Genomic DNA, 19,446 nt, shown 5'->3' with positions numbered 1-19,446 from the left:
ATGTCCACCACCGCTGTCCCCGAGGTCGCCGTGACCACGGTCGACGAGGGTTTCTGGACGCGGGCCCGCAAGACCGGCGCCGTGCTGCTGGCGCTGGGCCTGCTCGCGACCGGGTTGTTCGGTGCGCTCGCCACCGGTGAGCAGGCCCGGTTCACGCTCAGCGAGACCGAGGGCGGGGCCGCCCTGGAGATCAACGGCACGGTCGGCGCCATCCTGTTCGGGATCATCGCCGCCGCGGCCGGCGCCGCCCTCCTGGCCGGGCTGCCGAAACGCTGGTTCACGCTGGTGCTCGGCGTCGGGCTGGTCGCCTTCGTGCTGAGCTTCCTGTGCTGGCAGGTCTCCGCCGCCCCCGAGGGCCGCAACTTCATGCCGCTGGTCAACATCGTCCGGGGCACGTTCATCCTGGCCCTGCCGCTGATCTTCGGCTCGCTGGCCGGGGTGCTCTGCGAGCGGTCCGGCGTGGTCAACGTCGCGATCGAGGGCCAGTTGCTGATGGGCGCCTTCTCCGGCGCGCTCTTCGGCAGCATCACCGGCAGCGTCTGGGTCGGCCTGGTGGCGGCCGCGATCGGCGGCGCGTTCATCTCCCTGCTGCTCGCCGTCTTCGCCATCCGGTACCTGGTCGACCAGGTGGTCATGGGCATCGTGCTCAACCTGCTGGCGGTCGGCGTCACCGGCTTCCTCTACGAGCGGCTGATGCAGACCGACGCGCAGAAGTACAACAGCGCGCCGCGCTTCTCCAACTGGGAGATCCCGCTGCTCAAGGACATCCCGCTGATCGGTCCGGCGCTGTTCCGGGGCAACATCTTCCTCTACCTGGGGCTGCTGCTGGTGCTGGTCATCCACATCGCGCTGTTCCGTACCCGGTGGGGCCTGCGGACCCGGTCGGTCGGTGAGCACCCCACCGCCGCCGACACGCTCGGCGTGAAGGTGCTCCGGCTGCGCTACCGCAATGTGCTGATGGCCGGGCTGGTCGCCGGCGTCGGCGGCGCCTCCTACACGCTGGCGCTCTACTCGTTCACCAAGAACATGATCGGCGGCAAGGGCTTCATCGCCCTGGCCGCGCTGATCTTCGGCCGGTGGAGCCCCACCGGGGCGCTGCTCGCGGCGCTCTTCTTCGGCTTCGCCGACCAGCTCGCCACCTACCTCGGCGCGATCGGCAGCAGCATCCCGAGCCAGTTCCTGGCCATGCTGCCGTACCTCGCCACGATCCTCGCGGTGGCCGGCCTGGTCGGCCGGGTCCGGGCGCCCGCTGCGGACGGCAAGCCGTACATCAAGGGCTGAGCCCGGTAGCACGCACCGTGCCCGGCGGGAACCTTCCCGCCGGGCATCGTGTTTCCTGCCGACGTCGGCCCAGGTGACAGGCCTGAGCCGGGGACACCGGCCGGGACCCGGCCGAGGTCGACCGGGGTGAGTTGAGGAGAATGACGGGATGACCGAGATCGACTGGGAGCGCCTGCGCACCGCCGCCGTCGAGGCGATGCGGCACGCGTACGCGCCCTACTCCAAGTTCCCGGTCGGGGCGGCCGCCCTGGTCGACGACGGCCGGGTGGTGGTCGGCTGCAACGTGGAGAACGCCGGCTACGGGGTGACCCTCTGCGCCGAGTGCGGGGTGGTCTCCTCGCTGCACGCCACCGGCGGTGGCCGGCTCGTCGCGCTCTCCTGCGTCGACGCGACCGGCGAGCCGCTGATGCCGTGCGGCCGGTGCCGGCAGCTGCTCTGGGAGAACGGCGGCCCGGAGTGCCTGGTCGAGGCCAAGGGCGGCCCGCTGCGGATGGCGGAGCTGCTGCCGCACGCCTTCGGGGTGGAGGACCTCGACGCCGTCGTCGGCGAGCACCCGGTGCCGGTGGTGCCCGACCGGCTGGCCGCCTGGCGGGGGCGCGGCACGGTCTTCGTGCACCCGGACCTCTCCGCCGGCCAGCAGGTCTGGACGGCGTACTGGGAGCGGTCCGCGGGCGACGACGCCGAGGCCGAGACCGGGGTGCTGGAGGAGGGGCCGAGCTGGGGTGACCCGGCGGAGGCGATCACCTGGGGGTTGGCGCGTACGCCCCGGGTCGTGGTGGTGGACGCGTCGGGGACGATCTTCTGGGCCGGGGAGGGGGAGCCGCCGATGGAGGTTCCGGTTCGGTGGTCCTGAGGTTGGGGGCTCGGGCCGACCGTCCCCGGCTCCGGGCGGTCAGGCTTGATCCCTGCGCCGGGGACGGTCGGCCCGAGCCCGTCGTGGTTCCGGCGGTCGGTTCGTGCGGCGTTCGTGCCCGATCTTGTTAACAGCTAGGGATGAGGAAGCTCAGCGGTGAGTGCTTTTGCGGCGGTTGATGTCATTCGGGTGAAGCGGGACGGGGGGGTGCTGAGCGACGCGCAGATCGACTGGGTGGTCGACGCGTACACCCGGGGGCTGGTGGCCGACGAGCAGATGTCGGCGCTGGCCATGGCGATCCTGCTGCGCGGGATGACGGCGCCGGAGATCGCCCGGTGGACCGCGGCGATGATCGCCAGTGGGGAGCGGCTCGACCTCTCCCCGGTGTCCCGGCCGACCGTCGACAAGCACTCCACCGGCGGCGTCGGTGACAAGATCACCCTGCCGTTGACCCCGCTGGTCGCGGCCTGCGGCGGCGCGGTGCCGCAGCTGTCCGGCCGGGGCCTCGGGCACACCGGCGGCACGCTGGACAAGCTGGAGTCGATCCCTGGCTGGCGGGCCGCGCTGAGCAACGACGAGTTCATCACCCAGCTGCGCGACGTGGGCGCGGTGATCTGCGCGGCCGGCGAGGGGCTCGCCCCCGCCGACCGCAAGCTGTACGCGCTGCGCGACGTCACCGGCACCGTGGAGGCGATCCCGCTGATCGCCAGCTCGATCATGAGCAAGAAGATCGCCGAGGGCACCGGCGCGCTGGTGCTGGACGTGAAGGTCGGCTCCGGCGCCTTCATGAAGAACGTCGACGACGCTCGCGAGCTGGCCCGCACCATGGTCGAGCTGGGCGGCGCGCACGGCGTGAAGACGGTCGCCCTGCTCACCGACATGTCCACCCCGCTCGGCCTGACCATCGGCAACGCCGTCGAGGTGACCGAGTCGGTCGAGGTGCTGGCCGGCGGCGGTCCCGCCGACGTGGTGGAGCTGACCCTCGCCCTGGCCCGGGAGATGCTCGACGCGGCCGGCCTGCCCGACGCCGACCCGGAGGCGGCGCTGCGCGACGGGCGGGCGATGGACGCCTGGCGGCGGATGATCCGCGCCCAGGGCGGTGACCCGGACGCGCCGATGCCCACCGCGCCCGAGGTCGAGGTGGTCCGCGCCGAGACCGACGGCTTCGTCGACTCGATCGACGCGTACGCGATGGGGGTGGCCGCGTGGCGGCTCGGCGCCGGCCGGGCCCGCAAGGAGGACCCGGTGAGCATCCCCGCCGGTGTGGTGCTGCACAAGCGTCCCGGCGACCCGGTACGCGCCGGCGACCCGCTGTACGAGCTGCGCGCCGAGCACGCCGGCCGGCTGCCGGCCGCGCTCGCCGAGGCGGCCCGGGCGGTCACCGTCGCGCCCGCGGCGGGGGAGCGGGCGCCCCTGGTCATCGAGCGGATCGGCTGAGCCACGCCGACGGCGGGGTGGCTGCCCACCGGAGCCCGGTGGGCGCTATCCTCCCTGGCCAGGGGGGATCGACCGGCGATGAGCCACGTGAGCAGACAGGGACCTTCAGCCGTGCTTGTACCCGCCCCCGACCCCCGGGCCGTCCGTGAGGCGAGCCTGGAGGAGCTGACCCAACTGGGGTTGCCACTGCCGCCCAGCCAGTTCCCGCTGGTCTGGGAGCCCGGCGACGAGATCGAGTTGCGCCCGCTCCGGGAGATCGAGGCCCGGATCGCGGTGCTGCACCTGATCCTGGCCCGCTGCTTCGGGATGCCGCCGCAGGCGGCGATGAGCTGGTTGCTCAACTCGCACCTGGTGGAGATGGTCACCCCGCCGGAGTGGGAGTTCGTGATGGGCGGCAAGGGCGACCACCGGTCGTTCGTGCTGCACCACGACGCGCTCTTCTCGCTCTGCTGGGTGCTCGGGCTGACCAAGCAGCTCGACCCGACGGTGCCGGTGGACGAGCACCTGGTGGAGCTGATGCCGAACATCGCGGCGGGGGAGTCCTTCGCGCACTGGCGGTCCCGGATCCTGGCCGTGCCGCAGCACCCCGCCGACGCGGCGGCCCTGCTCGACCTGCACTACTGCCTGGACTGGGCCTACCTCGAACTGGAGGAGGCGGGTCGGCCGGTGCCGGGGCTGGTCGACGCGAACGCCATCGGGCAGCGCCGCTGGGCCCTGGAGTGGGCGGTGATGCTGCGCGGGCCGTACCACGAAGAGCCGCCGGGCTGGGAAGAGGTCGACCTCTCCACCTGATCCGGCTTCAGCGGGGCCGGTGCACGCCGAGGCGGACCGCGAGGGTGACGGTGACCGGCTCGGGGAGCGCCGCGATCCGCCCGGCGAGCCGGTCCGGGTCGGTGTGCCACGCGCTCGGGCCCATCCCGACCAGGGTCGCCACCTCGGTGCGGGTCAGTGCCAGCCGGGTCCGGTGCGGCACCGACGACTCCTCGGTGAAGTGCGCGCCGAGGCTCTCCGCCACCCGGTCCGCCTTGGCCGGGTCGACCCGCAGCAGGTCCAGCGCGTCGACCAGTTCGGTGAGGTGCTCGGCGTCCGGGGTGACCACCAGCAGGGCGCCGGCCGGGTCGAGCACCCGGTGGAACTCGGCGCCGTTGCGGGGGGCGAAGACGTTGAGCAGCACCGCGGCCGAGGCGTCGGCCAGCGGCAGGCGTTGCCAGGTGTCGGCGAGGGCCGCCGCGGCGCGCGGGTGGGCCCGCGCCGCCCGGCGCAGCGCGGGCTTGGAGACGTCCAGCGCCAGACCCACGGCGTCGGGCAGCGCCGCCAGCACCGCCGAGAGGTACCAGCCGGTACCGGCGCCGGCATCCACCACCAGGGGGTACGCCGTGGGCTCGACCGCCCCTTCGTCGTCCGTCAGGAGCTCCCGGGCGGTGGCGGCCAGGGCGGCGGCCACCGGCCGGTAGTGCCCGGCGGCGAGGAAGTCGGCCCGGGCGGCCACCATCTCGGCGCTGTCCCCGGCGTGCGGGGCCCGCCCGGCGAGCAGGTTGACGTACCCCTGGCGGGCGAGGTCGAAGCTGTGCCGGCGCGGACAGCGCAGGGCCTGGGCGGAGCCGGCGGTCGCCTCGGCCAGCGGTTCGCCGCAGACCGGGCAGCGCAGCCGGTCCAGGATGCGCGGGTCCACGGGTCAGCCCTCCGGGGTGGGATCGGTCGCCGCGGCGTTCGGCGGTCGACGGGAGCCGGCCAGCTGGTCGACGACCCGGTGGGTGAGCGTGCCGAGCGCCGTCACCTCCTCGGGGCTGAGCAGGTCGATCAGGTGCCGGCGGACGGCGGCGACGTGTCCGGGCGCGGCCGCCTCGATGGCCTGCCGGCCGGCCGGGGTGAGCGCGACCACCGATCCCCGGCCGTCGTCGGTGCACTCCTCGCGGGTGACCAGGCCGCGCTGCTGCATCCGGCCGAGGTGGTGGGAGAGCCGGCTGCGGGACCAGAGCATCCGGTCGGCGAGCTCGCTCAGCCGCAGCCGCTGGCCGGGGGTCTCGGAGAGGTCGGAGAGGACGTCGTAGTCGGGCTCGGAGAGCCCGGCGTCCTGCGCCAGCTCGCGCGCCAGTTCCAGGTCGAGCAGGCGGCGCATCCGGCGGTAGCCGCGCCAGGCCCGCTCCTCCCGCTCGTCCAGCCAGCGCGGTTCGGTCATGTCGCCGATGCTAGCCGATTGTTGACATGTCACTCAGGCGCGCCCTACGGTAGGTGACATGTCAACCAGCCTGTGGGAGCTGTTCGGGGAACGCGGGCGCGGGGTGCTGGTCACCCTGCGCCGGGACGGCCGGCCGCAGCTGTCCAACCTCGACTACCTGGCCGAGCCCGGCCTGATCCGCTGCTCCACCACCGGCGACCGGGCCAAGGTGCGCAACCTGCGCCGCGACCCCCGCGCCAGCTTCCACGTGACCACCCCCGACGGCGGGGCGTACGCGGTGGCGGAGGGGACCGTGACCGTCGGCCCGGCCGCGACGTCCCCGGACGCCCGGGCCGTCGAGGAACTGGTCGAGGTCTACCGCCGGATCCGCGGCGAGCACCCCGACTGGGCCGACTACCGGGCGGCCATGGTCGCCGACGGGCGGCTGGTCCTCCGGCTCACCGTCGACCGGGTGTACGGCTGGCGCCCCTGACCACGTCACCCCGGCGGGCCCGTCACCGGGCGACCGACCGGCTGACTAGTGTCTGAGCATGGTCGCTATCCGATACGAGGACATCGTCAAGGTCCCGAAGGCGCTGCTGCACGATCACCTCGACGGCGGACTGCGCCCGGCGACGATCGTCGAGCTGGCCGCGGAGGTCGGCCACGAACTGCCCACCACCGACCCGGAGGCGCTCGGCCGCTGGTTCGTCGAGGCGGCCGACTCCGGTTCGCTGGAGCGCTACCTGGAGACCTTCGCCCACACCGTCGCGGTGATGCAGACCGCCGACTCGCTGCGCCGGGTCGCCCGGGAGTGCGCGCTGGACCTGGCCGCCGACGGGGTGGTCTACGCCGAGGTGCGGTTCGCCCCCGAGCAGCACCTCGAGCGGGACCTCACCCTCGACCAGGTGGTCGAGGCGGTGCTGGCCGGCTTCGCCGAGGGCACCGAGCAGGCCGCGGCGCAGGGGCAGCGGATCCGGGTCGGCACCCTGCTCACCGCGATGCGGCACGCCGCCCGGTCGCAGGAGATCGCCGAGCTGGCCGTGCGGCACCGGGACTCCGGCGTGGTGGGCTTCGACATCGCCGGCGCCGAGGCCGGTTTCCCGCCCACCCGGCACCTGGACGCCTTCGAATACCTCCAGCGGGAGAACTTCCACTTCACCATCCACGCCGGCGAGGCGTTCGGGCTGCCGTCGATCTGGCAGGCCATCCAGTGGTGCGGCGCCGACCGGCTCGGCCACGGCGTACGCATCGTCGACGACATCACCCCCGGCGACCCGCCGGTGCTCGGCCGGCTGGCCGCGTACGTGCGGGACAAGCGGATCCCGCTGGAGCTCTGCCCGTCGTCGAACGTGCAGACCGGGGCCGCCGCCTCGATCGCCGAGCACCCGATCGGGCTGCTGCGTGACCTTCGTTTCAGGGTGACGGTGAACACCGACAACCGGCTGATGAGCGGCACCTCGATGTCGCGGGAGATGGCGCTGCTGGTGGAGGCCTTCGGCTACGGCTGGAAGGAGCTCCAGTGGTTCACCATCAACGCCATGAAGAGCGCCTTCATCCCGTTCGACGAGCGGCTTCGGATCATCGACGAGGTGATCAAGCCGGCGTACGCGAAGCTGCTGGACTGATCAGTGCTGGTGCGGGTGGCCGGGCAGCAGGTCGGCCACCCGCCGGAGCACCTCCCGGGCCCGGGCCGCCTCGGCGCCCAGCCCGGTCTGCCGGCGCAGCACCGCCGGCTCCTCCCGCAGCAGCGCCACGCCGCGCCGCAGCAGCACCCGGGGCGCCTTGCGCTGCTCGGCCAGGTCCCGGGCGAGCCGCCGTAGGAAGGTCGCCCCGCGCGGGCGGCGCAGCGCGTACGCCCCGGCGAGCAGGCCCCGGCGGCGGCACTCCTCGACGATCTCCGCGGCGAAAATCCCTTCGGCCACGAAAATCGGCGATCCGGCCACGTCGAATGGCCGACTGGCCACCCGGCGGTCCGCGCCGATCGCATAGACCGGCACGTCGGCCGTGCCGTGCCGGGCCAGCCGGGCGATCGTCTCCACCGCCGAGTCGGCGTCCCAGGACAGCGGCGATTCCCAGTCCACGAGGCCATCGCGGCGCGGCAACGTAGGGTCATCGCCATTTTTGTAGAAGTCGTCCAGGCAGAGCACCGGAAGTCCGGTTCGCTGCGCGATGTACGACTTTCCGGAGCCGGAGGGGCCGGCCAGGAGGACAACGCGGTGCGGGTGTTCCATGACGTTCGGTGACTCCGGCCAGACGGATTGCGAGCAAATTGCAGCAACATCTCATCACACCCGGAGCGAGGGCCAACCTGGGCTTTCTCTTTACGGGGCGGCGTGATGGAATGCCGGGGGTCCGACCCGCCGGGTCGGTCGCTGGGCGTTGCCCGAGGCAACGCACGGAAGCTGTGATCGCGAGGGCGGTGACGTGAGCAAACGGCCGAAGACGGCGGGCTCCTTCCTGTCGCGTCTGCGCCGGCCGGCCGGTCGGCTTCGCGACATGCCGATCTGGTCCAAGCTCGGTCTCATCATGATCGTGCCGACCATCGCCACGGTCGTCGTGGGCACCAGTGGTCTGGTCGACCACCTGGACACCCTCAACAACGCCAACCGTGCCGGTGACCTGGCCAACCTCGTCGGTTACTCCGGCGACCTGGTCAACAGCCTCCAGGACGAGCGCACCGCCGCCGTCCTGCTGCTCGGCGCCGACAAGGGCCAGGCCCAGGAGCAGTACCGCGGGGCGTACAACCGGGTGAACCAGCGGGTCGACCAGGCGAGGACCCCGTACCTCCAGCAGCGCCTCGAGATCGAGGACCTGCCGGCGAGCTTCGAGGCGCTCCTCGACCGGATCGACGAGAACCTCAAGGACCTGCCCGGCACCCGCAGCCAGGTCTACAACGGCCGGTTCAAGTCGACCGAGACGGTCCAGGCGTACGAGGGCCTGATCAACGACCTGCTCGACATCCGCGACTCGGCCACCCAGCTCGCCGGTGACAACGACCTGAGCGAGCGGATGCGGGCCGCCGCGGCGACCGCCCGGGCCAAGGAATACCTCTCCCTGCGTCGGGTCGTGGTGCACCGGGCGCTGAACCAGAAGGCGTTCACCGACACCCTGCGCAAGGACTTCATCGCCACCGACACCGGTCAGCAGCAGGCCCTGCAGAGCTTCCGCGCGGTCGCCAACGACTCCGAGAAGGAGTTCTTCCAGCAGACCGTCGCCGGCTCCGACCAGCGCGAGGCCGACAACTACAGCGGCTGGGTCAGCGCCAACACCACCGACAGCATGGCCGGGGCCCCCTTCGGGCCGGACCAGTGGGACGCCGCCATGGTGGCCAACGCCCGGCTGTTCCGGTCCGTCGAGGCGAAGCTCGACGGCGACGTGGTCCGGAACGCCGACGCCCTCCGCTCGGACGTGCAGCGCCAGGTCTTCCTGGAGACCGGCCTGCTGCTCAGCATGCTGCTGCTGGCCATCCTCTTCGCCTACCTGGTCGCCCGCTCGATGGCCCGGTCGCTGCGCGACCTGCGCCAGGGTGCGCTCTCCATCGCCCAGTTCGGCCTGCCGCAGGCGGTGGCCCGGCTGCGCGACCCGCAGCTGGCCAGCCAGCACTCGCCGGCCCAGCTGGCGAACCAGATCGCCGAGCCGCTCCCGGTCCGCAGCAAGGACGAGTTCGGCCAGGTGACCGAGGCGTTCAACGCGGTCCACCTGGAGGCCGTCCGGACCGCGGCCGAGCAGGCCGCCCTGCGGGCGTCGGTCGCGACGATGTTCGTCAACCTGGCCCGCCGGTCGCAGATCCTGGTCGACCGGCTGATCGGCCACCTCGACCGGCTGGAGCGCGGTGAGGAGGACCCGGACCGGCTGGCCGAACTCTTCCAGCTCGACCACCTGGCCACCCGGATGCGCCGCAACGACGAGAACCTGCTCGTGCTCGCCGGCGCCGACTCCACCCGCGTGCAGCGCGAGCCGGCCGCCCTGATCGACGTGCTCCGCGCGGCGCAGTCCGAGGTCGAGCACTACACCCGGATCGAGTTCGGCTCGATCGACCGGGACATCGAGGTGGCCGCCCACGCGGTCAACGATCTGGTGCACCTGGTCGCCGAGCTCTTCGACAACGCCACCGCCTTCTCCCCGCCGGACTCCCAGGTCATGGTGGAGGCCCGGCGGATGGGCGACCGAGCCACCCTCTACGTCGAGGACCGGGGCATCGGCATCAGCGCCGAGCAGCTCCACGACCTCAACGAGCGGCTGGCCACGCCGCCGCAGGTCGACGTGGCGGTCTCCCGGATGATGGGCCTGGTCGTGGTCGCCCGGCTGGCCTCCCGGCACGGCGTCAAGGTCGAGCTGCGGCCGGGCGTCGACCGGGGCACGGTGGCCGAGGTGGGCCTGCCCACCTCCGTGCTGGTGCCCCGGGCCCTGGCCGGTCGCGGTCAGCCCGGTGCGCTCCCGCCGGGTGGCCCCGCCCCGCAGCAGTCGGGTCCCACCCCGACCTTCGGCGCCCTGCCGGCCCTGGGCAACCTGCCGGCGCACCCCGGCACCTCGCCGTCGGGCAACCAGCTCACCCTCGGCGGCCGGCCGTTCGAGCCCGCCCCGCGCAACGGCACGCCGGCCGCGGCCGGGTCGCTGCCCGCCTGGTCCGACCTGACCGGCGCCAGCGGCACCAACGGCAGCGACGCGTTCCGTCCGCGTTCGACCAACGGTCAGCCGATCGACCCGCTGCCGCAGCGCCGCTCCGACGACCCGGCCGTGACCGGACAGCAGCCGACCATCCCGCGGCAGCTGCCGAGCAGCCCGGAGGCGCGCCCGTACACTCCGCCGCCGGTCTCCGCGCCGCCGCTGCCCCCGGTGTCGTCCCCGCCCGTCTCGGGCGTGCCGACCTCCGGTCAGCCGCTGCCGAGCCGTCCGGTCTCCGGCGTACCGACCTCGGGCCTGCCGCTGCCGAGCCGTCCCGTCTCGGGCCTGCCGACCTCGGGCCTGCCGCTGCCGAGCCGCCCGGTCTCCGCCGCGCCGGAGCAGAGCCAGCCACTGCCCACCCGGCCGGTGTCGGCGGCCCCGGCCGCCGGCGCGCCGCCGGTCTCCGGGCCGCCGGTCGGTGCCGCGCCGTCCCGGCCGCTCACCGGCACCCCGGCCACACCCGCCCCGCCGGTCTGGCCGCCGGTCGCCGCGCCGGAGCGCGAGACCGCCGCTCCGCCGGTGCCGGAGCGGCTCGCCGCGTCGCTCGACATGACCTCGGAGCTGCCCCGGGTCTCCCGCCCGGAGACCCCGGCTCCGCCGGCCACCGGCCGTCCGCCGGTGACCGCGTCCCCTGCCCCGGCCGCCGCCCGGCCGGCCCCGCCGCAGCAGGGCCCGAACCGCCAGCGGTACGCGGACGAGACCATGGAGCTGCCGATCTTCCGGGAGCTCGAGTCGGCCTGGTTCCGGACCCGTCGGCCGGGTCCGGAGGAGGCGGCTCAGGCCGCACCGGCCGCCGGTGGCAACGGCGCCCCGACCCAGCAGTTCGCCGCGGTCGACGCCAACGGCCGCGCCGCCCAGAACGCCGCCCCCGGCACGACGACAGGTAACCCACCGATGGCAAACACGCCGACCGCCGGCGGACCCCCGCGGGCGAGCGGCCCGGTCAACGGTGGCGCCCGACCCGGCTTCGCCGAGAGCCTGCCGAACCGCCGTACGGCGTCGCCGCCGCCCGGTGGCTGGCAGACCTCCGCCGACGACGGGTGGCGGGCGGCCTCGGCGGCCAGCGAGGTCCCGGTCGCCGAGACCACCCAGAAGGGCCTGCCGAAGCGGAAGCCGATGGCGCAGCTGGTGCCCGGTGCCGTGGAGAAGCCGACCGCCCCGGTGCAGCGGCGGACGCCGGAGGCCGTACGCGGCCTGCTGTCGGCCTACCATCGAGGCGTGCAGCGCGGCCGTAGCCACCCGTCGGACGGCAATTCGACCACCCCGGAGGGGACTCCGGGTGGGCAGCAGTCCTCGCAGTCTGGCTCAGGCCCGGTGGCCGGGAGCGGGCAGAAGGAGCAACAACGATGACAACCACTCAGGATCTCGGTTGGCTGCTCGCCAACTTCGCCGACCGGGTACCCGGTGTCGCGCACGCGGTGGCCGTCTCCGCGGACGGTCTGCTCCTGGCGTCGTCGCGGGACCTGCCGCGGGACCGGGCCGACCAGCTGGCGGCCATCTCGTCCGGCCTGGTCAGCCTGACCCAGGGCGCCGCCCGTTGCTTCGAGGGTGGCGCCGTCCTGCAGACCGTGGTCGAGATGGACAACGGCTTCCTGTTCCTGATGTCCATCTCGGACGGCTCCTCGTTCGCCGTGCTGGCCGCCCGCAGCTGCGACGTCGGCCAGGTCGGCTACGAGATGGCGCTGCTGGTCGACCGGGTGGGTGAGGCCCTCACCCCGCAGCCCCGCACGGCCGTCGGGATGATGGGCTGAACGTCGCGCTGACCGGCCGGTCAGGCGGAGCAACAACGACACAACGACGGGTTTCACCGGTGCGAGCCGGCACGGGTACGAAGGAGGTGAGCGGCGACATGGCCGATCGTGACGAACCGACCGGAGCGTTGGTCCGTCCATACGCCGTGACCCGCGGTCGTACCCGTCCCCGGCTCGACATCGCGCTGGAGGCGCTCGTCGAGACGACGGTGCGCGGCCGCGCCACTGCCAGTGGATCTGGCGGGGGCGGCGGCCGTGAGCACCAGTACATCGCCGCGCTGTGTGACGGACGTGTGCAGTCGCTCGCCGAGATCGCGGCGCGGATGCAGCTTCCGCTCGGCGTGGCCCGGGTGCTCATCGCCGACATGGCGACGGATGGCCTGGTCGCGGTCCACGAGCCGACCATTCTGGACGACTCGGACGACGCGATGGGCACTGAACTGCTGGAGAGGGTGCTGAGTGGACTTCGCAGGCTCTGACATGTCGCACCGCCCGCCGACCCCGAGCGGGCGAGTGACGTCGGCGAAGATCGTTATCGCCGGTGGTTTCGGCGTCGGTAAGACGACGCTGGTCGGCTCGGTCTCGGAGATCACACCGCTGACCACCGAGGCCATCATGACCTCCGCCGGCGTGGGCGTCGACGACACCCGGCAGGTGCCGGGCAAGACGACGACCACGGTGGCGATGGACTTCGGCCGGATCTCGATCGACCGGGACCTGATCCTGTACCTGTTCGGTACCCCCGGCCAGACGCGGTTCTGGTTCATGTGGGACGAGCTGGTCCGGGGTGCCATCGGCGCCGTGGTGCTGGTCGACACCCGCCGGTTGGCCGACTGCTTCGCCGCGATCGACTTCTTCGAGCACCGGCGGCTGCCGTACCTGGTGGCCATCAACTGCTTCGACGGGATGCAGTACCACGACCCGCAGGACGTCCGGGAGGCGCTCGCCATCTCCAGTGACGTCCCGGTGGTGGCCTGCGACGCGCGTAACCGGGAGTCCACCAAGCACGTGCTGATCTCGCTGGTCGAGTACGTGCTGACCATGCGGCGCTCCCGCGCCGTCGCGCCCGCCTGAGCTGAAACGTAGGCGCCCGGCACCGGTTCCCACCGGCGCCGGGCGCTTCGTGTTTCCGCCGTCCGCCGTGGCGGAACCGGCCGTCCACGGTGGAGGCGGGTCAGGAGACCCGGGTCCACGCCCCCCGGCTGACCTGATAGACGCCCAGCGAGTCCCGCTCCAGGCCACTGTGGCGGCTCGGGGAGAAGGCGTACGCCCCGGCCATGCCCTCGGACACCTGGGTACGCAGGAACGCCCGGATCCGGCCGCGGTCGACCGTGCCCGAGGCCCGGGCCGCGTCGGTGACCAGGGTGAGCGCGTCGGAGGCGTACGGGGCGAAGCCGCTGAACCCCCCGTACAGCTGGATGTAGCGGAACGCGAAGTCCCGCCGGGCCAGCGCGGCGTTGGTGGTGTTCATGAGGGTGGACCCGCCGAGCGAGATCGGGTGGATGGCGTAGGCGCCCTCCACCGAGCTGAGGTTCCGCTCCTGCATGGTCTCCTCGGCGACCGCCGCCGGGTCGAAGTAGAGCGGTCCCCGGTAGCCCACGATCCGCAGCGTCCGGGCCGCCTCGCCGGTGTCCGGCGCGTGCGACCAGACCACGATCGCCTTCGGCCCCCGGTCGGCGACCTCGCGCAGCGTGGGCCGGAAGTTCTGCCCGGTACGCGGCAGCCGGACGACCCGGGCCAGGTCCACGCCCGCCGCCGCCGTCGCCCGGGTCATCGCCGCCACACCTGCGTCACCGTGCAGCCCGTGCCCGGCGACCAGCACCACCCGGCGGTGCTTCTTGGCCACGAGCAGTCGGACCAGCCGTGCGGCGACGTCCTGGGAGTCCGGGGTGACCTTGTAGACGTACGTCCGGTCGGCCAACGGCAGCACGATCCCGTCGCCGTACGCGAGGGAGATGAACGGGATCCGGATCTCCTGCGCCTGGGCGATGATGCCCATCGACGTCTCGGCGAGGGTGCCGCCGATCAGGGCGTGCACGTTGTCCGACAGCGCCAGCTCGCGCGCCTGCCGGGCGGCCGTACGCGGATCGCTGGCGTTGTCGCGCAGCACCACCCGGACCTTGCGGCGCAGGTTGCCGACCTGCACGCCGTCGATGTTGAGCTCGTCCGCGGTGATCCGCAGGGCCCGTTCCTGAAGCACGCCGAGCGCCGCACCCGGGCCGCTCAGCTCCAGGCTGGCGCCGACCACGATCTCCCGGTTGTCCGGGGCGCGGCTGCCGCCGGTACGCGGCTCGCCCTGGTCGTCCCGCCCGCAGCCGCTCAGCAGCAGGCTGCCGGCCGTGGCGGCGAGCAGCCCCCGGCGGGTCAGCGTGGACGGGTGAATTGCCGGTGTCGCCATCGCAGTCGCCTTCCCACCCCGGCGTCCTGCCGCCGGCTGTTCCGCCGGGTATGCTCCCGGCCGTCCTCACCCGGCGTCAACTTCTCCGGGTGTGGGCAGGAACACGCAGGTGGGAGGCGGTTACTCGGCGGTCAGGAGCGGTAACCGGCGGAGCGGTACTCGTACTCACGATCGTCGTCGCGGTCGCCGGTGTCGCGGCTGAAGTCCCACCCGCCGGCGGCCTCGCGGCCCGGGCGGCCACCGACGGCGAACCCGCCGATCTCCTGTCCCCGGCGCCAGCCGCGGAAGTAGCCGGTGGTGTTCTCGGCGAGGCTCGCCGCGTCCCGGACGATCCGCAGCGGACGTTCGTCGCGCAGCGGGGAGCCCGGCACCAGGTTGGCCTGCGGCACCCGCTTGGGGAGCCCGGCTTCGGTGGCCGCGCTGACCGCCGGCTGGGCGGCCTTCTCGGCGGCCTGCCATCCGGTGTCGGCGGTGCTCGACCAGTCCAGGTCGGTCTCGTCGGAGTGCCCGACGAACCAGGCGGACTTGGCGGCGGCGAAGATCAGCAGGTCGCCGTCGCCGTCGTCGGCGACCGGCGGGGGCCGGAACTCGGTCGGCGCCGGCCGGTGCTCCAGCGGCCCGCGGGCGGTGAGCGGCGGTGCCCCGCGTCCGGCGTCCCCGCGGCCGAGGTCGCCACGGCCGTTGTCGCCACGGCCCAGCTCACCACGACCGAGGTCGCCGCGGCCCAGCTCACCGCGACCGGTGTCAGCTCGGCCCAGGTCGGCACGGCCGAGGTCGCTGCGGGCGGTGTCGCCACGGCTCAGGTCGGCCCGGCCCAGGTCACCACGGCCGCTGTCGCCGTGGGCGGTGTAACCACGACCGAGGTCCTCCCGGCCGGGCTGCGCACGGTCCACCAGGCGCAGCGGCGGGGTCTCCAGGCGCGGGTCGGTGGCGGGGCCCGAGCCCTCGCGCAGCGCCCGGTCGGCCAGCGGCGGTGGCTCCACCAGCCGCAGCATCGGCGGCTCCTGCGGCAGGTCGTCGGCGAGCCACGGTGGGGTCACCCGGTTACGGCCGGTGCCCGGGTCGGTGGGCGCGTCGACCTTGCGCTCGGCACGGTCCCGGTAGGGGTGTCCGGCCGGGGCGTCGGCAGCCTTGTCGGCCAGCTCGTCGCCGGTGTTGACCAGCGGCCAGTTGGCCCGCGAGCCCGGCGCGGCCGTCGGCTCCTGGCCGGGCCGGGGGGTGGGCACCGGCACGCTCAGGTCGGTGGCGCTGAACCCGCCGGTCGGCGGCTCGTCCGGAGTGGTCTTCGGCCGCGGCGGGATGACCGTCCGCTGCCGTTCGGCGCGCGCACTGTTGATCGCGGCCGTGGTCAGCGTCGGGCGGAACGGCTCACCGGCCTCGGCCGGCGGCACCTTGCCCCGCTGGGCGGGCGCGATCGGGGTCATGCCCGGCGGCGGGGGCGGCGGCGCGGAGACCGGCCGGTTGGCCGGAGCCTCCAGCCGGCGCGCGGCCGGGGCGGCGGGCTCGCCGCGGGACGGCGGGGCGGAGATCGGGGCGCCCGGACCGGCGGCCGGCGCGACCGGGGTGACCGGCGCGGGGGCCACCGGAGGCGGCGTGACCGGCACCGGCGCCACCGGGGGCGGGCCGAGCGGACGGGGAGCGGTCGGCATGCCGGTGCCGGAGACCGGCTCCGGGCGGCTGCGCCGACCACCCGACGGCGCCGGCTGGGGGTCACCACCGCCGCGCAGGGCGCGCAGCCCTCCGCCGGCGGGAGCCAGCGCGGGCAGGTCGCCGACCGGGTCGCCGCGCCGGGCGGCGGCCCGCCGGCCCGGGGCCGGGGCGACCCGCTCGTCGAGCGCGCCGACCAGGGCCTCGCAGCCCGCGTCGCAGGCCCGGACGGAGGCGACCGCCTGCCGGACGGTCTCGGCGACGGCGGAGGTGAGGGAACGGTTCACGGTGGCCCGGCGAGGGGTCTCGGAGACGGCCACCCGCAGGGCGGTCACCGCGTCGCCGATCTCGGCGACGTCGGCGACGCCGTCGGCGGCCAGGTGGGCCACCACGGCGTCGGCGGCGGACTCCCGGCCGGGGCCGAGCATGCCGGGCTCGGGCAGCGCGTCGAGCACGGCCAGCGTCACCGGGTCGGCCGGGTCCGGGTAGGCCCGCAGCGCGGCCGGGTAGAGCTCGCGGAGCACCTCACGCAGGGCGACGGCGGCGGAGTGCCGGCCGCTGGAGAGCGCGGCGTGCGCCGAGAGCACCTGCTTGTAGCCGGCCAGGTCGCGCGGCGCCGGGAGGGTCACCGCGGAGAGGGCGCCGGCCTGGAGGGCGCGCGCGAGGCCCACGGCCCGGCGCTCGGCCGGCGGGGACTGCATCTCCTCAAGGGAGTCGTCGTCGGCGAAGCGCTCGGCGAAGTCGTCCACCAGGTCGTCGTCGGCGATGGCCAGCGGCCGACCGGCGGCGCTGAGCAGCGCGGTGACCGTGTGGTCGTCGCTGTCCGCGGCGATCGCCGCACCGCTCGGCCCGCCCGACCGTTCCACGAGCAGGGTGACCAGCCGGGCGTAACCCGCCGCGTCGTCGCCGATCTCACAGACATGAAGCAGACGGCCTGCGTCGTCGACCACAGCTGACGTCAGCGCCGATCCGGCCGAGGCCGGCCGGTCGGCCGGATCCGCCGAGGCCAGACCGCAGTACACGCGCACGAGCGCCACGGCGTCGTCCTCCTCCCGGGACACAAGGCTTTCTCTGCCAGCAACTGATGCTCCCCGGTACGGGTCAGTCGCGCCAGTCCACAACGGCAGAGATCTTGCCGACAATGGTGCGCCAACCCAGACTCGCGGTTTGTGCCCCGATTTTCTTCAACCGTCGACGGCCCATGAAACCACCGACTCCGCCGTTGACAGAGGCCCGCAGCGCCTCGTCCAGGTCGTCCAGGCTGGAGCCGGCCGAGAGCATGTCGAGCACGGCCGGTAGCCGCATCGCGTACGCCAGGTCACGGGCGACCTCGCCGGCCTCGATCAGGAGCGTGGGATCCCACGTGTCGTGGCCACCACGGAGGTTCTCCACCACCAGGTCCAGCTCGTAGGTGTCCTCGTCGAGCGGGGCGATGTCGGCCGGTTCCACCCGTTCGGACAATTCATTCCAGCTGTCCAGCTGGGACAGGTCGTTGGGGGCACCGGAACGGATGAAACTGACCAGCGACTCGGGGGACTTGAACAGCAGCAGGCGGCCCCGGTGGCTCAGGAAGGCCGGAACCTCCTCGTCGCCCGCCTCGTCCTCGTCGGACTCGTCGTCCTCGTCCTCGTCCTCGTCGTCGGTCCGGCCGGACTCGCGCTTCTCGTCCTCGACCTCCGCGAACTCGGCGGCGAACTCCTCGTCGAGGACCACCACCTCGTCCTCGTCCTCGGCCTCCACCGCCTGGCGGCGGGCGAGGAAGGGGTCGTCCTCGTCGCGCTCGGCCACGTCCGTCGGGGTCAGCTCCCGCGCCGGCCGGTACGCCCGCAGGGTGAAGCCGGTGCCGGCGGGCAGGGCGATCTCGACCGGGTCGATCCGCAGCTCGTCCCAGAGCGAGCGGTCCCGGTGCGCGGCCTCGGACGTCGCGTCGGCGACGTCGGGCTCGACCGTCCCCTCGGTCTCGTCGAGCTCGGGCTCGTCGGCGTCGGGCCGTTGGGGCGACTGGCGGGCCACGCGGACCTCCGTGTGCGTCGGGTTGCCCACTCGCCGACACCTCCGGCCGCCGAGTGACTCTGCGCACATACCCTAGTGGGCGGCTCCGGATGGGCCGGACCCGCACCCCGGTGGCGCTCCCATCGACCGACAAGTAGCGTGTCTACCTATGAAGGCCCAGGCGCTGCACGGACACCTCGACGCGCTGCTGCTCGCGGTGCTCGAGCAGGGCGCGCTGCACGGCTACGCCATCATCGAGGCGCTGCGGGCGCGCAGCGCCGGCGCCCTGGACCTGCCCACCGGCACCATCTATCCGGCGCTGCGCCGGCTGGAGCGCGCCGGTTACGTGGCGAGCTCGTGGAGCACCGTGAACGGCCGGGAACGCCGCACCTACCGGCTCACCGACGCGGGCTGCCGGGCCCTGGCCGGCGAGCGGGCCGGCTGGCAGGAGTTCAGCGCGACCGTCGGCCGGTTCCTGGGCGCGGACGAGCCGCCCACCGCCCCGGCCTGAGGCAAACCGCGCCGCCCCGCCGACCCGCGGGCTCAGCGGGCGGTACGCAACCAGCCGTGCGCGGCCCGGCCCAGATTGGTCAGGGCCGCCCCGACGACCAGCGGCCCGATGATCATCGGCGGCCAGGTCAACGCGGCGTCCCAGAGACCGACCGACCAGAGATAGAGCGCGCTGCCGGCCACCGCGCCCACCACGAGCGCGCCGGTCAGGCCCAGTCCGATCAGGCGGGCTGCCGGCGGCAGGCCCGGCTCGCCCCGGCGGGCCGCCCGGGTGAGCACCAGCAGCCCCGCGGCGGCCAGCACCGCGGCCACCACCCAGGCGTGGTTCAGCGTGCTGGAGAGCAGCAGGAAACCGGCCGGCGGGTGCGAGCCGTCCCGGTCCCAGCTCGAACCCTGCCAGGTCAGGTCGCCACCGACGATCAGCACCGAGGCGACCGCCAGCCCGCGTACCGCGAAGCGCCGCAGCGCCCCGGCGGCCAGCTCCGCCTGGTACGCCGGCACCAGCCGGTCCGCGCTGCCGAACTCGGCGACCGCCCGGCGCTCGGCGTCCTGACCGGACAACCCTTCGGCCCGGTACGCCTCGGCGGCGTCGTGCAGCGCGTCCCGTGCCTCGGTGAGCAGTTCGGTCCGCAACCGGGCCGGCCCGTGCAGCCGTACGGCCAGTTCCCGCAGGTGGGCCTCGACCGGTGTCCCGTCCCCGTGCATGCGCCCACCCTGCCACGGCGGCGCCCCCGGAGGGGTCCGGGAGATC

18 protein-coding genes are annotated in these 19,446 nt (G+C 74.0%); 11 read left to right on the top strand and 7 right to left on the bottom strand.

Features of this window, described 5'->3' with window-relative positions:
- The 4 genes from GA0070564_RS03655 to GA0070564_RS03640 all read left to right on the top strand — a co-directional run bounded on the left by GA0070564_RS03655 (nt 1) and on the right by GA0070564_RS03640 (nt 4,363).
- Nucleotides 1-1,281 carry an ABC transporter permease gene (locus tag GA0070564_RS03655; RefSeq protein WP_091602400.1) on the top strand — a complete coding sequence of 427 codons (1,281 nt, stop codon included), beginning with the start codon at nt 1-3 and terminating at the stop codon, nt 1,279-1,281.
- A gap of 148 nt (nt 1,282-1,429) precedes the next feature.
- Nucleotides 1,430-2,134, top strand: a complete 705-nt coding sequence (locus GA0070564_RS03650; RefSeq protein WP_091602397.1) for a cytidine deaminase — start codon at nt 1,430-1,432, stop codon at nt 2,132-2,134.
- Between the two features lie 156 nt (nt 2,135-2,290).
- On the top strand, nt 2,291-3,571 hold the full coding sequence (locus GA0070564_RS03645) for a thymidine phosphorylase (protein WP_091602394.1): 1,281 nt from the start codon (nt 2,291-2,293) through the stop codon (nt 3,569-3,571).
- Nucleotides 3,572-3,682: 111 nt separating this feature from the next.
- Nucleotides 3,683-4,363 (top strand): DUF4272 domain-containing protein, encoded by a 681-nt coding sequence (locus GA0070564_RS03640; protein ID WP_091602391.1) that lies wholly within the window; start codon nt 3,683-3,685, stop codon nt 4,361-4,363.
- Nucleotides 4,364-4,370: 7 nt separating this feature from the next.
- On the opposite strand, the gene GA0070564_RS03635 is transcribed toward GA0070564_RS03640, so the two are convergent.
- Both GA0070564_RS03635 and GA0070564_RS03630 read right to left on the bottom strand, forming a co-directional pair.
- Entirely contained in the window at nt 4,371-5,243 is an 873-nt protein-coding gene (locus GA0070564_RS03635) for a putative RNA methyltransferase (RefSeq protein ID WP_091602388.1), read from the bottom strand.
- A gap of 3 nt (nt 5,244-5,246) precedes the next feature.
- Complete coding sequence (locus GA0070564_RS03630) at nt 5,247-5,750, bottom strand: MarR family winged helix-turn-helix transcriptional regulator (RefSeq protein ID WP_091602385.1); 504 nt, start codon at nt 5,748-5,750, stop codon at nt 5,247-5,249.
- A gap of 58 nt (nt 5,751-5,808) precedes the next feature.
- Between GA0070564_RS03630 and GA0070564_RS03625 the strand changes: the two genes are divergently transcribed.
- Together GA0070564_RS03625 and GA0070564_RS03620 are read left to right on the top strand one after the other, a co-directional pair.
- Complete coding sequence (locus GA0070564_RS03625) at nt 5,809-6,222, top strand: PPOX class F420-dependent oxidoreductase (RefSeq protein ID WP_091602380.1); 414 nt, start codon at nt 5,809-5,811, stop codon at nt 6,220-6,222.
- A gap of 58 nt (nt 6,223-6,280) precedes the next feature.
- The gene (locus GA0070564_RS03620) at nt 6,281-7,357 is read left to right on the top strand and encodes an adenosine deaminase (protein WP_091602377.1); all 1,077 of its coding nucleotides are present in this window, start codon (nt 6,281-6,283) and stop codon (nt 7,355-7,357) included.
- Here GA0070564_RS03620 and GA0070564_RS03615 read toward each other — a convergent pair whose 3' ends face one another.
- Nucleotides 7,358-7,813, bottom strand: a complete 456-nt coding sequence (locus GA0070564_RS03615; RefSeq protein WP_245669801.1) for an ATP-binding protein — start codon at nt 7,811-7,813, stop codon at nt 7,358-7,360.
- 343 nt (nt 7,814-8,156) lie between these two features.
- Between GA0070564_RS03615 and GA0070564_RS03610 the strand changes: the two genes are divergently transcribed.
- The 4 genes from GA0070564_RS03610 (at nt 8,157) to GA0070564_RS03595 (ending at nt 13,222) form a co-directional block, all read left to right on the top strand.
- Complete coding sequence (locus GA0070564_RS03610; RefSeq protein WP_091602371.1) at nt 8,157-11,747, top strand: sensor histidine kinase; 3,591 nt, start codon at nt 8,157-8,159, stop codon at nt 11,745-11,747.
- A complete protein-coding gene (locus tag GA0070564_RS03605; protein ID WP_091338268.1) occupies nt 11,744-12,148 on the top strand; it encodes a roadblock/LC7 domain-containing protein in 405 nt (134 codons plus the stop codon). Before GA0070564_RS03610 ends, GA0070564_RS03605 begins: the two co-directional genes overlap by 4 nt.
- Nucleotides 12,149-12,246: 98 nt before the next feature.
- Nucleotides 12,247-12,627 carry a DUF742 domain-containing protein gene (locus tag GA0070564_RS03600; RefSeq protein WP_091604510.1) on the top strand — a complete coding sequence of 127 codons (381 nt, stop codon included), beginning with the start codon at nt 12,247-12,249 and terminating at the stop codon, nt 12,625-12,627.
- Nucleotide 12,628: 1 nt separating this feature from the next.
- The gene (locus GA0070564_RS03595; protein ID WP_088969745.1) at nt 12,629-13,222 is read left to right on the top strand and encodes a GTP-binding protein; all 594 of its coding nucleotides are present in this window, start codon (nt 12,629-12,631) and stop codon (nt 13,220-13,222) included.
- 100 nt (nt 13,223-13,322) lie between these two features.
- On the opposite strand, the gene GA0070564_RS03590 is transcribed toward GA0070564_RS03595, so the two are convergent.
- From GA0070564_RS03590 to GA0070564_RS03580, 3 genes are all read right to left on the bottom strand, one after another.
- On the bottom strand, nt 13,323-14,546 hold the full coding sequence (locus tag GA0070564_RS03590; protein WP_091602368.1) for an ABC transporter substrate-binding protein: 1,224 nt from the start codon (nt 14,544-14,546) through the stop codon (nt 13,323-13,325).
- Nucleotides 14,547-14,677: 131 nt separating this feature from the next.
- Nucleotides 14,678-17,254 (bottom strand): transposase, encoded by a 2,577-nt coding sequence (locus tag GA0070564_RS03585; protein WP_091602365.1) that lies wholly within the window; start codon nt 17,252-17,254, stop codon nt 14,678-14,680.
- A gap of 40 nt (nt 17,255-17,294) precedes the next feature.
- The gene (locus GA0070564_RS03580) at nt 17,295-18,236 is read right to left on the bottom strand and encodes a DNA primase (RefSeq protein ID WP_091602362.1); all 942 of its coding nucleotides are present in this window, start codon (nt 18,234-18,236) and stop codon (nt 17,295-17,297) included.
- Between the two features lie 118 nt (nt 18,237-18,354).
- Between GA0070564_RS03580 and GA0070564_RS03575 the strand changes: the two genes are divergently transcribed.
- Nucleotides 18,355-18,696: a PadR family transcriptional regulator gene (locus GA0070564_RS03575; RefSeq protein ID WP_091602359.1), complete on the top strand. Its 342-nt coding sequence runs from the start codon at nt 18,355-18,357 to the stop codon at nt 18,694-18,696.
- 32 nt (nt 18,697-18,728) lie between these two features.
- On the opposite strand, the gene GA0070564_RS03570 is transcribed toward GA0070564_RS03575, so the two are convergent.
- Nucleotides 18,729-19,400 carry a permease prefix domain 1-containing protein gene (locus GA0070564_RS03570; protein ID WP_091602356.1) on the bottom strand — a complete coding sequence of 224 codons (672 nt, stop codon included), beginning with the start codon at nt 19,398-19,400 and terminating at the stop codon, nt 18,729-18,731.
- Nucleotides 19,401-19,446: the final 46 nt, after the last annotated feature.

Origin of the sequence: Micromonospora mirobrigensis (assembly GCF_900091555.1) — a bacterium.
Taxonomy (GTDB): domain Bacteria; phylum Actinomycetota; class Actinomycetes; order Mycobacteriales; family Micromonosporaceae; genus Micromonospora; species Micromonospora mirobrigensis.
The sequence above is the reverse complement of the archived record's forward strand: the minus strand, read 5'-3'. Positions and strand labels throughout refer to the sequence as shown.

What these genes read in the sequence shown, in the direction of transcription:
- GA0070564_RS03655 (WP_091602400.1), top strand. Translation starts at nt 1, where the DNA reads ATGTCCACCACCGCTGTCCCCGAGGTCGCCGTGACCACGGTCGACGAG.
- GA0070564_RS03650 (WP_091602397.1), top strand. Translation starts at nt 1,430, where the DNA reads ATGACCGAGATCGACTGGGAGCGCCTGCGCACCGCCGCCGTCGAGGCG.
- GA0070564_RS03630 (WP_091602385.1), bottom strand. Translation starts at nt 5,750, where the DNA reads ATGACCGAACCGCGCTGGCTGGACGAGCGGGAGGAGCGGGCCTGGCGC.
- GA0070564_RS03625 (WP_091602380.1), top strand. Translation starts at nt 5,809, where the DNA reads ATGTCAACCAGCCTGTGGGAGCTGTTCGGGGAACGCGGGCGCGGGGTG.
- GA0070564_RS03620 (WP_091602377.1), top strand. Translation starts at nt 6,281, where the DNA reads ATGGTCGCTATCCGATACGAGGACATCGTCAAGGTCCCGAAGGCGCTG.
- GA0070564_RS03605 (WP_091338268.1), top strand. Translation starts at nt 11,744, where the DNA reads ATGACAACCACTCAGGATCTCGGTTGGCTGCTCGCCAACTTCGCCGAC.
- GA0070564_RS03600 (WP_091604510.1), top strand. Translation starts at nt 12,247, where the DNA reads ATGGCCGATCGTGACGAACCGACCGGAGCGTTGGTCCGTCCATACGCC.
- GA0070564_RS03595 (WP_088969745.1), top strand. Translation starts at nt 12,629, where the DNA reads ATGTCGCACCGCCCGCCGACCCCGAGCGGGCGAGTGACGTCGGCGAAG.
- GA0070564_RS03590 (WP_091602368.1), bottom strand. Translation starts at nt 14,546, where the DNA reads ATGGCGACACCGGCAATTCACCCGTCCACGCTGACCCGCCGGGGGCTG.
- GA0070564_RS03575 (WP_091602359.1), top strand. Translation starts at nt 18,355, where the DNA reads ATGAAGGCCCAGGCGCTGCACGGACACCTCGACGCGCTGCTGCTCGCG.
- GA0070564_RS03570 (WP_091602356.1), bottom strand. Translation starts at nt 19,400, where the DNA reads ATGCACGGGGACGGGACACCGGTCGAGGCCCACCTGCGGGAACTGGCC.